The 14,790-nt window shown below is 40.1% G+C and carries 12 protein-coding genes and 1 CRISPR repeat array; of the genes, 5 read left to right on the top strand and 7 right to left on the bottom strand.

The features are described from left to right. Positions 1-81 precede the first annotated feature (81 nt). The 4 genes from AC979_RS09500 to AC979_RS09485 all read right to left on the bottom strand — a co-directional run bounded on the left by AC979_RS09500 (position 82) and on the right by AC979_RS09485 (position 4,788). Positions 82-1,386 (bottom strand): sodium ion-translocating decarboxylase subunit beta, encoded by a 1,305-nt coding sequence (locus AC979_RS09500; RefSeq protein WP_049373979.1) that lies wholly within the window; start codon positions 1,384-1,386, stop codon positions 82-84. Positions 1,387-1,396: 10 nt separating this feature from the next. Beyond that, the gene (gene oadA / locus AC979_RS09495) at positions 1,397-3,187 is read right to left on the bottom strand and encodes a sodium-extruding oxaloacetate decarboxylase subunit alpha (protein ID WP_049373978.1); all 1,791 of its coding nucleotides are present in this window, start codon (positions 3,185-3,187) and stop codon (positions 1,397-1,399) included. A 15-nt stretch (positions 3,188-3,202) separates the two neighbouring features. Beyond that, a complete protein-coding gene (locus AC979_RS09490; RefSeq protein ID WP_049366163.1) occupies positions 3,203-3,469 on the bottom strand; it encodes an oxaloacetate decarboxylase subunit gamma in 267 nt (88 codons plus the stop codon). A 287-nt stretch (positions 3,470-3,756) separates the two neighbouring features. Next, positions 3,757-4,788, bottom strand: a complete 1,032-nt coding sequence (locus AC979_RS09485) for a branched-chain amino acid aminotransferase (RefSeq protein WP_049373977.1) — start codon at positions 4,786-4,788, stop codon at positions 3,757-3,759. 481 nt (positions 4,789-5,269) lie between these two features. On the opposite strand from AC979_RS09485, the gene AC979_RS09480 reads away from it, so the two are divergent. Next, positions 5,270-6,160, top strand: coding sequence for a transcriptional regulator GcvA (locus AC979_RS09480; RefSeq protein ID WP_049373976.1), 891 nt, complete (start codon positions 5,270-5,272; stop codon positions 6,158-6,160). Beyond that, complete coding sequence (gene rlmM / locus AC979_RS09475; protein WP_005698765.1) at positions 6,157-7,245, top strand: 23S rRNA (cytidine(2498)-2'-O)-methyltransferase RlmM; 1,089 nt, start codon at positions 6,157-6,159, stop codon at positions 7,243-7,245. Before AC979_RS09480 ends, rlmM begins: the two co-directional genes overlap by 4 nt. 58 nt (positions 7,246-7,303) lie before the next feature. Here rlmM and cmoB read toward each other — a convergent pair whose 3' ends face one another. After that, positions 7,304-8,269: a tRNA 5-methoxyuridine(34)/uridine 5-oxyacetic acid(34) synthase CmoB gene (gene cmoB / locus AC979_RS09470; RefSeq protein WP_049373975.1), complete on the bottom strand. Its 966-nt coding sequence runs from the start codon at positions 8,267-8,269 to the stop codon at positions 7,304-7,306. Beyond that, positions 8,269-9,783, bottom strand: coding sequence for a sodium/proline symporter PutP (gene putP, locus AC979_RS09465; protein WP_049373974.1), 1,515 nt, complete (start codon positions 9,781-9,783; stop codon positions 8,269-8,271). Before putP ends, cmoB begins: the two co-directional genes overlap by 1 nt. Before the next feature lie 117 nt (positions 9,784-9,900). Here putP and rng point away from each other — a divergent pair, with 117 nt between their 5' ends. After that, positions 9,901-11,376, top strand: coding sequence for a ribonuclease G (gene rng / locus AC979_RS09460; RefSeq protein ID WP_049373973.1), 1,476 nt, complete (start codon positions 9,901-9,903; stop codon positions 11,374-11,376). A gap of 441 nt (positions 11,377-11,817) precedes the next feature. Beyond that, complete coding sequence (locus tag AC979_RS09450) at positions 11,818-12,168, top strand: Imm8 family immunity protein (RefSeq protein ID WP_049373971.1); 351 nt, start codon at positions 11,818-11,820, stop codon at positions 12,166-12,168. 66 nt (positions 12,169-12,234) lie between these two features. Here the strand turns inward: AC979_RS09450 and AC979_RS09445 are convergent, their stop codons facing one another. Then, the gene (locus AC979_RS09445) at positions 12,235-13,632 is read right to left on the bottom strand and encodes an MATE family efflux transporter (protein ID WP_049373970.1); all 1,398 of its coding nucleotides are present in this window, start codon (positions 13,630-13,632) and stop codon (positions 12,235-12,237) included. A 44-nt stretch (positions 13,633-13,676) separates the two neighbouring features. Here AC979_RS09445 and AC979_RS09440 point away from each other — a divergent pair, with 44 nt between their 5' ends. Then, entirely contained in the window at positions 13,677-14,288 is a 612-nt protein-coding gene (locus tag AC979_RS09440; RefSeq protein WP_049371236.1) for a riboflavin synthase subunit alpha, read from the top strand. Positions 14,289-14,356: 68 nt separating this feature from the next. Continuing rightward, positions 14,357-14,788: a CRISPR direct-repeat array (repeat unit 36 nt; unit sequence GTTGTAGCTCCCTTTTTCATTTCGCAGTGCTATAAT). Positions 14,789-14,790: the final 2 nt, after the last annotated feature.

The following is a 14,790-nucleotide window of genomic DNA, read 5'->3' as shown; positions in this document are numbered from 1 at the left end:
AATAAATAAAAGAGCGGTCAATTTGACCGCTCTTTTTGTTATTTAATGAACCTCATTTAGGTGTTTTTCAGTATTTTTACCTTACATCAACGTACCGACATATTTTAACATGACCCCAGCGGCAATAGCTGAGCCAATTACACCAGCAACGTTTGGTCCCATCGCGTGCATAAGTAGGAAGTTTTGGTTATCTGCTTCCAATCCGATTTTATTGGAAACGCGAGCGGCCATAGGAACGGCAGATACACCAGCAGAACCAATGAGCGGATTAATTTTGTTTTTGCTGAATTTATTCATCAATTTGGCCATTAATACACCGCTACCTGTACCGATTCCGAAAGCAATGACACCAAGAATTAAAATGCCTAGCGTCTGCGGTTGTAAGAATTTATCGGCGATAAGTTTAGATCCCACAGACAAGCCAAGCACAATGGTTACAATGTTAATCAAGGCATTTTGTGTGGTGTCACTTAAACGTTCTACTACGCCACTGACGCGCATGAGATTACCGAAACAGAACATCCCGAGCAGTGGGGCTGCATCCGGTAAGAGTAAACCAACGAGCAACAGCAAAATCACCGGGAACAAGACTTTTTCACGATTACTCACATGGCGCATTTGCGTCATGCGGATTTTGCGTTCTTCTTCTGTGGTTAACGCTTTCATAATCGGCGGTTGAATCAACGGCACTAATGCCATATAAGAATAGGCCGCCACCGCAATAGCGCCAAGCAATTCAGGCGCCAGTTTGCTGGTAAGATAAATCGCTGTCGGACCATCTGCACCACCAATAATGCCGATAGATGCAGCTTGAGGCAGTGTAAATTCAATAATACCGAAATAATTTAACGCTAACGCACCGAGCACGGTAGCGAAAATACCGAATTGAGCAGCTGCACCAAGCAGTAATGTCTTCGGATTGGCTAATAACGGACCAAAATCTGTCATTGCACCTACGCCCATAAAAATGACCAATGGTGCAATGCCGTAGCTGATCGCAACTTTATAGAATAATGCCAAAATACCGGCGCTGTAACCCATATCCACAGATAACGCTTCTAATTGATTTATCATCGATATCGGCGCAGAATTTAGTGCTGTTTTAATTGCAGCAAGATCGGGTGAAACACCCAACTGCGCGGCGATTACCGCAATTTGCTCTGGTGAGCCGAGATGAAGCAAATTCTCCAATGCTGTCATAGCAAGACCTGCCTCAGGGATATTTGACAATAGTCCGCCGAAACCAATTGGCAGTAACAACAATGGTTCAAATTTGCGCGAAATGGCAAGCCATAGCAACAGTAGGCTCACAGCGATCATTACCGCTTGCCCCCATTGCAGATGGAATATACCCATTCCTTTAATTAACGCAATAATACTCTCCATAGACCATTCCTTATGCTAAGGTCATCACGGTGTCACCCACCGCTACCGCATCACCAGCTTTGACGCAAATGCCACGTACGGTACCAGCCTGTGCGGCTTTCACTTCAGTTTCCATTTTCATGGCTTCGAGAATGAATAATACATCGCCAGCTGCTACGGTTTGACCTTCTGTTGCAACAACTTTCCAAATATTACCTGCCATCGGAGCCGTTACCGGTGTGCCGCCCGTTGCTGGCGCTGGAGTCGTTTGTGGCGCAGCTTGAGGAGCAGTAGTCGCCACATGAGAGATATCACCGCCCTCACTTACTTTCACCACAAAGGCTTTACCTTCCAATTCCACAGTATAAACAGAGGAGCCAGAAGCAGATGGTGCAGCTTTAGAAACAGGTTTATTTTCCACCGAACTTTCATTGCCAGTTGGAGCAGGTTCAAAGGCGGCTGGGTTGTTGCGGTTTTCTAAGAATTTCCACGCAATTTGCGGGAAGAGCGCCACGATTAAAGCATCATCCACAGCGTTGTCTGCCAATTTCACCCCTTTCGCTTTAGCTTGTTCAGCAACTTCAGCTTCAATTTTCGCCATTTCAGGCGCAATGTGATCGGCTGGACGGTCAGTTACTGGTGCCGCACCTTCTAATACTCGAGCTTGCAACGCACTATCTACTGGTGCAGGTGTTTTACCGTATTCACCTTTTAAAATACCGGCAGTTTCTTTCGCAATGGTTTTGTAGCGTTCACCAGTGAGAACATTAATAACCGACTGTGTACCAACAATTTGAGAGGTTGGTGTAACGAGAGGAATATAACCTAAATCTTTGCGTACGCGTGGGATTTCTTCTAATACTAAATCTAATTTATCGGACGCATTTTGTTGTTTTAATTGGTTTTCCAAGTTAGTAAGCATGCCGCCTGGCACTTGTGCTACTAAAATACGGCTATCTACACCGCGTAATTGGCCTTCAAATTTGGCATATTTTTTACGCACATTACGGAAATAGGCAGCAATTTTTTCCAAGCGAGGAATATCCAAACCGGTGTCATATTCAGTACCTTGTAAGGTGGCGACTAGGGATTCAGTTGCAGGGTGACCATAAGTACCTGACATAGAAGAAATTGCCGTATCAATACCATCTACACCTGCTTCAACCGCTTTTAATAGCGCCATTTCTGCCATACCAGTGGTGGAGTGGCAGTGTAAATGCAATTCTACGTCGAAACGTTTTTTGATTTCGCGCACTAAGTCTGCCGCCGCCATTGGATTTAAAATACCAGACATGTCTTTGATGACTAAGCTGTCGATACCGATTTCAAGTAATTGTTCAGTCGTATCAAGCCAGGTTTGCATGGTATGAACTGGGCTGGTGGTATAACTTAAAGTCCCTTGAGCATGACCACCAAATTTACGTACTGCTTGCAACGCTGCTTTCATGTTGCGCGGGTCATTGAGCGCATCGAATACGCGGAAAACATCCATACCATTCGCTACACAACGTTCTACGAAACGTTCTACTACATCATCAGCATAGTGGCGATAGCCTAATAGGTTTTGGCCACGTAATAACATTTGTAATGGAGTTTTTGGACAAGCTTTTTTCAATTCACGCAAACGAACCCAAGGATCTTCACCTAAAAAGCGAATACAGCTATCAAATGTTGCACCGCCCCAAGCTTCCAACGACCAATAGCCAATATCATCTAATTCATGAGCAATTGGTAACATATCATCAAGACGCAAGCGCGTTGCGAAAAGTGATTGGTGGGCATCACGAAGCACCAGTTCTGTCATTTTAATTTTTTTAGCCATGGTAAAATCCTTATTTTATTTGAACTGTTGGGTACGGCGATGGTGTGCGATAGCCGCTGCAATCACAGGACGTAACCGCTCAAAATCGTCAGTAGGTGCCGCAGAAAGTGCGGTTGAATTTTGGGAAGTTTTGGGTTCGGGTTGAGGTTCTGGAAAGAATCGGTTGATAAGTTTAGACATCAATCCAATTGCCCAAATTAAAATGAGCAAAAAGACCAATACAAAACCCATCCCTGAAAACATCAGGTTAATTCCTTCGCCTATAAGTGCAGAGGGAGTCATCATTTTTCTTCCTTATTTGCTTGAAAAAATGGACAATTTTATTCTAATCGATCTGTTTAAATAAAACTGTGATGAAGATCATAATTTGAAATATAGGCACACAATAAAAGGGGAAATGTGCGGTTGATTTTGAAGTATTTTGGCGTGAGTTAAATATTATTAATGAGGTATTTCTACTGAAACATACTTTATACAAAGCGTGTAAAAAACTAAAAGGACTAAGTTCTATAGTGACAGAACTTAGTCCTTGAATTAAATGAATCTCGATTTGTTGATAGAAAGGAAAATTATTCTACTTTTACAATCCAGCCTTCAGGTGCTTCCACATCACCGAATTGGATGCCGGTTAGCTCGTTGTAAAGTTTACGTGTCACAGGGCCTACTTCAGTTTCTGAATAGAATACGTGGAATTTGCCTTTGTGTTGAATACCACCTACTGGCGTAATCACTGCGGCAGTACCACAAGCACCCGCTTCGGCGAATTGATCAAGTTGATCGATATAGACATCACCTTCAATGGCTTCCATACCTAAACGTTCTTTTGCAATGTGAAGCAATGAGTATTTAGTGATACTCGGTAAAATAGAGTCAGAAGCTGGCGTGATAAATTTATTATCTTTGGTAATACCAAAGAAGTTTGCCGCACCCACTTCTTCAATCTTAGTGTGAGTTTTTGGATCGAGATAGATCGCATCTGCAAATTTACGTTCTGGTGTACCTTGTTCTGCGGCTAGTTCATGTGGAAGCAAGCTTGCCGCATAGTTACCACCCACTTTTACACCACCTGTACCCATAGGTGCAGCACGGTCGTAATCCGTAGTAATAAAGTTAGATGGCGCTAAACCACCTTTGAAGTATGCGCCTACTGGACAGCAGAATACAGAGAAAATAAATTCTGGTGCGGTTTTTACACCGATATTCGCGCCAGTACCAAAGAGGAATGGACGTAAATATAATGTTGCGCCAGAGCCGTAAGGACCTAACCATTCTTGGTTTGCTTTTACCACTTCTTTACAAGCACGGATAAATAATTCTGTTGGCACTTGTGGCATTAATAAACGATCAGAGGTATGTTGCATGCGTTTTGCATTTTGATCAGGACGGAATAAGTTGATTGAGCCATCTTTACAACGATAGGCTTTTAAGCCTTCAAAGCATTGTTGACCGTAGTGAATTGCAGTTGAACCTTCGTGGATATGTAGCATATTATCAGTGGTAAGTTTCCCTTCATCCCATTTACCATCTTTCCAATGTGCGATGAAACGATAATCTGTTTTGATATAACTAAATCCAAGATTGTTCCAGTCTAAGTCTTTCATTTTGCTTCCTTAATTTGTATAAATAATTTTATGAATGGAAATGCAGTTAATCTACACCATAACGGCAACTATGAAAACCTTTAAACACAAAAATATTGTGATTTCTCAAAATTTTTATTGGATTTTTAAATTTGTGAAGTTGGTCAGGAAATAAAATTTTGCTTATGTTAGAATGCGGGAATAAAAAAACGCCGCTCGAAATGAGCAGCGCTTAACCAGAATGGTTTAATATATACAGGAAGTAAATGAGTAACTTAATTGTTACTCCAGTTCGGAGAACCGAACTATATGCAAACACAACATCATACTTAAGTCTGAAACTCATTAACTTGTAAGGAATTACCAATCATTAAGTATGGGTATATTGTAGGTAGAAGGTGATGGAAGGACAAATGATGTTTTTTTATTTGACGTATAAAAAAAACTAATCCGAATTAGATCTTAATCATTATAAACTAAAATTTAGCCGTTGGGAAGAATTATGTATAAACGTTTGCCTCCCTTGAATTCATTGAAGTCTTTCGAATCAGCTGCACGACATTTAAGCTTCACAAAAGCTGCGGATGAACTTTTTGTGACACAAGCCGCAGTGAGCCATCAAATAAAATTATTAGAAGATTTTTTAGGTGTCGAGCTTTTTATACGTAAAAATCGTTCACTCGAATTGACGGAATTTGGGAAAGCCTATTTTGTTGATATTAACAAAGTCTTGCGAAAATTAAATGAAGCGACTGAACGTTTATTAACGCTTAAAGCTGAACCTCATTTGGCCATTAGCGTGCCACAAACCTTTGGTATTCAATGGCTTGTGCCTCATTTGAGTGATTTTAATAAGCAACACCCTGAAATTGAAGTACGCTTGAAGGGCGTCGATCAAGATGAAGGTTTATTGAATAAAGAAATTGATATTGCCATTTATTATGGAAAAGGTGATTGGGAAAATTTACAAGTCGATCGTTTAGGTGAAGAAAACCTCGTGATTTTGGCCGCGCCTTCGTTGCTTGAGAAAATCCCCGTTCGTTGTCCTGATGATTTGAAAAAGCATACGCTGATTCATACGCATACTCGAGATAACTGGCAAGCGATGGCGGATTACCTCAAATTAGATGATTTGAATATTCAGCAAGGTCCGTTATTTAGCCATACTTTTATGGCATTGCAAGCGGCCGTTCATGGTCAGGGTATTGCGCTGGCTAATCGTATTTTGGCTCAGCAAGAAATTGAAAACGGTCATTTGCAAATTGTGTTACCAACCGAATTACGGGATCCGAAATCATTCTATGTAGTCAATCATTTAGATCGTTTAGATGATGAACAAATTCAAGCCTTTAGAACATGGATTAAAGATTCAATTAAATTAGGGAAAATATGAATAAATTAGCCTTATATTGTCGAATTGGTTTTGAAAAAGAAGTCGCTGCAGAAATTACCGACCGAGCTTCTGAGCGTGGTGTATTTGGTTTTGCTCGCGTGGTAGAAAACAGCGGCTATGTCATTTTTGAATGCTATCAACCAGGTGATGCAGATCGTTTAGCAAGAGAAATCCCTTTTAATCGTTTGATTTTTGCACGTCAAATGATCGTTGTGTCAGATCTCTTAGAAAATCTCGATCCTCAAGATCGTATTTCGCCAATTCTGGCTCAATATGAACGCATTGCAGAAGACATTAATCTTAAGCAAGCGGTAGAGCTATTTGTTGAAACAGCAGATACGAATGAAGCCAAAGAGCTTTCGACATTTTGCCGAAAATTTACTGTGCCGTTGCGCCAAGCATTGAAAAAGAAAGGTTGGTTACAAGGCAAACCGAATGCAAAGCGCGGTCAAATTTTGCATTGTTTTTTCACGCAGCCGAATTGTTGCTATGTGGGGTATTCCTATCTTGGTAATAACTCCACTCACTTTATGGGAATCCCACGTTTAAAATTCCCAGCGGATGCACCAAGCCGTTCAACTTTAAAATTGGAAGAAGCGATTTTAACCTTTATTCCTCGAAATGAAGAAAGTAAACGCTTGAATGAAAATATGGTTGGTGTTGATCTCGGTGCTTGCCCTGGCGGCTGGACCTATCAATTAGTGAAACGTGGTTTATTTGTGTATGCAGTTGATCACGGCAAAATGGCGGCGAGCTTACATGATACTGGCAGAATAGAACATTGCCCAGAAGATGGATTTAAATTCCAACCACCAAAACGCAAGCATATTGATTGGCTTGTGTGTGATATGGTGGAGCAACCAAGTCGAATTGCGAATTTAATAGGAAAATGGTTGATTAACGGCTGGTGCCGAGAAACCATTTTCAACTTGAAATTGCCAATGAAAAAACGCTATCAAGAAGTGATGTTGTGCTTAGAAAATCTTGCGGTGATGTTGGCAGAAAAAGAACTGGAATTTGATATTCAGGCGAAGCATTTGTATCACGATCGTGAAGAGATTACGGTACATATTGCTTTAAAATAAAAAAGCAAAGTGCGGTCAAAAAACATGGAATTTTTGACCGCACTTTTTATTTAAACCATTATTTATTCGCTAAAATCACTGCGCGAGTTGGGGCTTGATAGCCTTCGATGGTTTTACTGTGATCGTTTGGATCTAAGAAATCAATCAAACTTTCATTTTCTAACCAATCCGTTTTACGCTGTTCTTCTAATGTTGTGGTGGCGACATCCACACAACGCACATTAGTAAAACCGACTTTTTTCAACCAATTGATGAGCGCTGCAACGGAAGGAATAAAATATACGTTCTTCATTTTTGCATAGCGATCTGAAGGCACTAATACCGTATTCACATCGCCATCAACCACTAAGGTTTCTAACACCAATTCGCCACCTTTTACTAATTGGTTTTTTAGCTGTGTGAGATGATCGAGCGGTGATTTACGGTGATAAAGCACACCCATTGAGAATACCGTATCAAATGCCGCAAGTGGTTGCATTTCTTCAATACCTAATGGGATTAAGTTAGCTCGACGATCGTTATTTAGTAATTTTCGAACCGCTTCAAATTGGCAAAGGAAAAGCTCAGTAGGATCAATACCAACGACCATTTTTGCGCCTTCACCAACCATTCGCCACATATGGTAGCCGCTACCGCAGCCCACATCTAAAATGGTACGATCTTTTAATGGTGCAAGATGAGGCAAAACACGATCCCATTTGAAATCAGAACGCCATTCGCAATCCACGTGAATATCAAATAAATGATAAGGTCCTTTTCGCCACGGCATTAATTGCTTCAAATGATGGATAATGCGTTGTTTTTCGCCCTCTGATAGTGGGATAGTGCAGTCAGATTTCACCGCATTTTTTAAATCGATAGTGTCTGCCTGTAAATCAGGGAGAAAGTCCACGATTTTTGACCATTTTGCATAATCACCATGGGTTTGTTTTTCCCATTCTTTTAATTGCAAAGGCAATGTTTCTAGCCAAGCAGATAAATTTGTGGTGGCAATTTGTTGATAAAAAGGACGAAAATCAATCATTATTTTGCTTCCTTATAGGCTTTTTCTGCTTTCTCAAAAGTTTCTTTAACTTCATTTTCAGGTTCTGCAGAAAGGAGGGAAACCACAATAATCGCCAGGCTAGCAAGGATGAATCCCGGGATCATTTCATACACATTAAACCATTCACTGGTTTCAGGAATCACCGATTTCCAAGCAAAAACAACCACTGCGCCGACAACCATGCCAGCCATCGCCGCTGATGAAGTCATACGTTTCCAGAATAAGGAGAAAAGCACGACCGGACCAAATGCAGAACCAAACCCTGCCCAGGCAAATTCAACGAGTTTTAATACTTTGCTGTTTTCATCTTGTGCAATCCAAATTGCAATGCCCGCGATAACTAAAACCATTGCACGACCTAGCCAAACAAGCTCTTTTTCAGAAGCTTTTGGACGAATAAAACCTTTATAAAAATCTTCAGTAATAGAGCTTGAAGAAATTAATAATTGTGCAGAAAGTGTACTCATTACTGCCGCCAAGATCGCAGAGAGTAGAATACCGGCAATCCATGGATTAAAGAGCAATTTAGCCAGTTCAATAAAGACTTGTTCTGGTTCATTATTTACCACACCAGCCACATTTGGGTTTGCAAAGAAATAAGGAATCCCGAAGAAGCCAATACCAATTGCACCGGCAAGACAAATCACCATCCATGTCATACTGATGCGGCGTGCTTTAATAAGAGATTTCACCGAGTAAGCCGCCATAAAACGAGCAAGGATATGCGGTTGACCAAAATAACCTAAGCCCCAAGCCGCTAAACTTAATAAACCTAATGGTGTAGTAGAACTAAATAAATCAGTAAAGTCTTTATTTGCTGCGCTTTCTGCTTGATGTAGCACTTCAGTAAATTGTGATGCATCACCCAAACTTAAAAAGATAAAGAGAGGCGTTAAAATCAGTGCAAAAATCATCAATGTGGCTTGAATGGTATCCGTCCAGCTTACAGCTAAAAATCCACCGATAAAGGTATAGACGATGGTCGCTAATGCGCCGTACCAAATGGCGGTGGAATAGTCGACTGAGAATAGGTTTTGGAATAATTTTGCTCCCGCAACCACACCTGAGGCACAGTAAATCGTGAAGAATGCTAAGATGATTGTTGCAGACACAATTTTTAAGAGATTATGTGATGTGCCAAAGCGATGGTGGAAATATTCCGGTAGTGTGAGAGCATTGTTGTTAAATTCGGTATAGATCCGTAAACGACCAGCCACGAGTAACCAGTTAAAATAAGCTCCGAGAATTAAACCAATGGCGATCCAACCTTCTACTAGGCCAGACACATATACCGCACCTGGCAAGCCCATTAATAACCAGCCTGACATATCAGATGCGCCAGCAGACATGGCTGTCACAAAACTTCCGAGTTTACGGCCACCTAAAATGTAATCGGATAAGTTGTTTGTATAATAATAGGCAAGGACACCGATTAAAATCATGCCGAAAATATAAATACTAAAAGTAATAAGTGTTGGGTCTAAACCAAACATTAAGTACCCCAAAAAAAGTCATGAAAATTTGAGAAAGGTCATATTTTACCTTATTTGGGTCTATTATTCTATTTTCCTTTTCGATAGACTTATACCATTAAAACTAAGGTCGAAAAAATGGATTCTGTTGAATTATTAATGAATGTTACGCCCAATGAAACTCGCGTTGCGTTGGTGGAAACGGGCGTTTTAAAAGAAGTTCATATTGAACGTCAAGCCAAACGTGGCATCGTGGGGAATATCTATAAAGGACGAGTAACCCGTGTTTTACCGGGAATGCAGTCCGCATTTGTGGATATCGGTTTAGAAAAAGCCGCATTTTTACACGCTTCCGATATTGTTTCACATACCGAATGTGTGGATGTGAACGAGCAAAAGCAATTCCGAGCAAAAAGCATTTCTGAACTCGTACGCGAAGGGCAGGATATCGTAGTCCAAGTGGTAAAAGATCCTTTGGGCACTAAAGGTGCAAGATTAACTACCGATATTACATTACCTTCTCGTTATCTCGTCTTTATGCCAGAAAATAGCCATGTTGGTGTCTCGCAACGTATTGAAAGCGAAGAAGAACGCGCAAGACTAAAAGCGTTAGTTGAGCCTTTTTGTGATGAGTTAGGCGGCTTTATTATTCGTACTGCTACCGAAGGTGCAACAGAAGAAGAATTGCATCAAGATGCAGAATTTTTAAAACGTTTATGGCGTAAAGTGCTTGAGCGTAAAGGCAAATATCCAACTCGTTCTAAAATTTATGGCGAGCCTGCATTACCACAGCGTATTTTACGTGATTTTATCGGCGCCAATTTAGAGAAAATTCATATCGATTCCAAACTTTGTTTTAACGAAGTGAAAGAATTTACCGATGAATTTATGCCTGAATTGAGTGAAAAATTAATGCTTTATACGGGCAGTCAGCCGATTTTTGATATTTATGGCGTAGAACGTGGTATTCAAAATGCCTTAGAGAAACGCGTGAATTTAAAATCAGGCGGCTATCTCATTATTGAGCAAACCGAAGCCATGACGACCATTGATATCAATACGGGAGCATTCGTTGGTCATCGAAATTTAGATGAAACCATTTTTAACACCAATATTGAAGCCACTAAAGCTATTGCTCAGCAGCTACAACTACGTAATTTAGGCGGTATTATCATTATTGATTTTATTGATATGCAAACCGATGAGCATCGCAATCGCGTGATTGAATCCTTGGAAGAGGCCCTATCGAAAGATCGCGTAAAAACCAATGTAAATGGCTTTACTCAACTTGGCCTAGTGGAAATGACGCGTAAACGTACTCGCGAAAGTTTAGAGCATGTATTGTGTGATGAATGCCCAACTTGTCAAGGTCGTGGACGTGTGAAAACCGTCGAAACAGTATGTTACGAAATTATGCGTGAGATCATTCGTGTTAACCACTTATTCTCGAGTGAACAATTTGTGGTGTATGCGTCTCCTGCTGTGGCGGATTACTTAATCAAAGAAGAATCTCACGGTTTATTGCCAGAGATTGAAATGTTCATCAGCAAACAGGTTCAAGTCAAAACAGAACAGTACTACAACCAAGAACAATTTGATGTAGTAGTGATGTAAAAGACAAAAGTGCGGTCAATTTTGACCGCACTTTTTATCCTTAAACTTAGATAGAATATGAGTGACTCAAAGGTAATAGAATAATGAAATATGTTTTTGGATATTTTGTGAGTATTCTGGCTTTTTCTTTGATTTATTTTGTTGCTATTTTTTATGTGCAATTTGATTCGGGAGTTAATAACATAAATTATGTTCTTCTAGCAAAAGAGGCAATAGTAGCAAGTTTGAAACTTCATATTCTCATTCTTCCTATTATATTTCTAACAACTAAAAGAAAAACAAAATAGCATGATGGAGCACTTTATATTTGTGTGTGAAAGTACTCTGTACAAATTATTTTTTACTTTTAAATGGCATAAATTTTCTGATGTTAGTTTTTAATTGCTTGTTGATAAGTTTTCATTTATAAAACGTATAGTTTAGAGTTCATAGGGGAAGTAAATGCTTATAGCTGATTTAAAATGGATTGATTATGGCTTTTCGATGAGGGATGAGGCATCCTTACTAGTTCTTAAGCCAGCTTATTGCTTAAATTTAACATTAGCAATAGGAACAAAAGGAAATTCTGGGAGTGACTATTTTTATACTAATGTTTTTAATGTAGGAATGGTGCAAAGAGAAAAGGTCTTGGTGATAAATAAAGGAATGGTTGTTGCTCTGAAAACATTAGATGACATAGAAAATTATTTGTCACTCATGATAAATAGTATATCAGGAGAAACCTGGGATGATATTGTTATTCAGTTACAAAAATATTTTGATTGGGAATATGAAGGGTATAGAGAAGTTTAAAAAGCATCAAATTTTAAATTCAAGAATAAAAAGTGCGGTCAAAATTGACCGCACTTTTTACTTTAACTACTTCAATCTTTCTAACTGTTGAATAATGGCTTCATCAGATTGTGATTGGATTTTTCGCATCCGAATAAAGAGTAAAGCCGCAGCAATGGTTAAGGCAATGATAAACGCAACCCAAAAACCTTTTGCGCCGATGCTTGGAACAATCCAATCCGTTCGTGAAAGAATATACCCAACCGGAATACCTACGCCCCAATAGGCAAGTAATGTGATATAAAGGATAATTTTGGTGTCTTTATAGCCACGTAAAATACCGCTCACGACGACTTGCACTGAATCTGAAAATTGATAAATCGCCGCTATCGCTAATAAGCTGCTTGAAAGAGCAATAACGGTGGCATTATCGCCTACAATCAATGTAGCGATCTCTGCACTAAATACCCAAATCACCAACGCCAATACACTTGCCGCAATCAAGCCAAGCATAATAGCGGCGTAAGACATGATTTTGGCTTTTTGTGGTGCATGATTACCCAGTTCTTGAGCCACTAAAATGGTTGCCGCCATGGCAATAGACATGGGGAACATAAAGGCTACGGCACTGGTGTTTAAGGCAATTTGGTGGCTGGCGACCACATCCGCGCCTAATGGGGAAAGTAATAAACTACTTAATGCAAAGAGTGAGACTTCACTACACAGCGCAATGGCAATAGGCAAGCCAAGTGCGGCCAATTTTTTCAGTGTTTTGATATCTGGCTTTTCAATAATCTTTTCAAAGACTTTCAGACTACGTTCATTATAGTTTTTAGCTGAATAGGTAATCATCAAGATCGCCATCGCCCAGTTAACAATAGCCGTTGCCACACCACAACCGACACCACCCAATGCCGGTGCACCAAATTTGCCGTAAATAAACATATAATTCAACGGAATATTCAGCATTAACCCCATGAAGGTAATCACCATAGCGGGTTTTGTTTTGGCAATGCCATCATTCAAACAGCGGAAATTAATCAGCAATAAATAGGCAGGCAAGCCCCATACCATCGCACGCAAATAATTCATCGTCACATCAGCCATGTGGGCATCCATATTCATGAACTGTAATATGAAATCATTATGATAGATGATGAGTGCAAGGGGAATCATCACTAAAAATGAAATCCAAAGGCCTTGTCTCACTTGGTGAGCAATGCGATGGCGCTGCCCTGAACCATTTAAATAGGAAATTGTTGGAGGCAAGGCGAGTAATAATCCTTGCCCGAAAAGTACCAAAGGTAGCCAAATAGAGGCACCAATACCAACACCGCCTACATCAGCCGAGCTCACACGCCCCGCCATAATCACATCTACGGTGCCCATGCCTGTTTGAGCTAATTGGGCAAGCCCGATAGGTGTCGCAATTCGGATAAGTTTTTGAATATCAATACGGTATTGAGAAAAAAGACGAGAATTCATAAATTTGCTATAATATTGGAAAAATTTTTAATGAAGGAATAATAATGTTTACAGGTATTGTACAGGGCATCGCCCAAATTTATGCAATTAAAGACAGTGATAATTTTAGAACACAGATCGTAAAATTACCAGCTGAAATGCGAAAAGGCTTGGAAATCGGTGCATCAGTGGCGAATAATGGCGTGTGCTTAACGGTGACTGAAATTCACGACGATCTTGTGAGCTTTGACTTAATGCAAGAAACCTTGCGCATCACGAATCTAGGCAGTTTAAAAGCCGGGGATTTTGTGAATATCGAACGTGCAATGCAAATGGGCGCCGAAATTGGTGGGCATATTTTATCTGGTCACGTTTATTGTACCGCAAGTGTTTCACAGATTATCGAAAGCGAAAATAATCGTCAGGTTTGGTTTAAATTACCTACTAAAGACGTGATGAAATATATACTCACCAAAGGATTTATCGCGATTGACGGCATCAGTCTTACTATTGGTGAAGTGAAAGACGATGAATTCTGCGTGAATCTAATCCCTGAAACTTTACACCGAACACTTATAGGTAAACGCCAAATTGGTGATTTAGTGAATATCGAAATCGATCCACAAACACAAGCGATTGTGGATACAGTGGAACGATATTTAGCAGCTAAAGCTTAGTTGGAATGAAAAAAGTGCGGTAGAAAACAATGTTGTTTTCTACCGCACTTTTAATTCTTCCGAAGGAAGGGATAGCTCCCTTTTTCATTTCGCAGTGCTATAATCCTCGGCTAAGAACACACCATCCAAACCGTGTTGTAGCTCCCTTTTTCATTTCGCAGTGCTATAATATGTCGCTGTAAAGGCATTCCATTTGTTTGGTTGTAGCTCCCTTTTTCATTTCGCAGTGCTATAATGCAAGGCAAGGTGATATTCCCCGCAGTCGAGTTGTAGCTCCCTTTTTCATTTCGCAGTGCTATAATCCGCTAATTGACGTATCAGCATTGATTTTTGTTGTAGCTCCCTTTTTCATTTCGCAGTGCTATAATTTCTAATACCCATTTTCCGTATCGGTGAGCGTTGTAGCTCCCTTTTTCATTTCGCAGTGCTATAATACGCCTAATTGTTGACGGTCGAAGATTTGAGTTGTAGCTCCCTTTTTCATTTCGCAGTGCTATAATTT

It is taken from the genome of Parahaemophilus parainfluenzae (assembly GCF_001053575.1).
Taxonomy (GTDB): Bacteria; Pseudomonadota; Gammaproteobacteria; order Enterobacterales; family Pasteurellaceae; genus Haemophilus_D; species Haemophilus_D parainfluenzae_S.
This window is presented reverse-complemented; position numbering and strand designations above follow the sequence as displayed.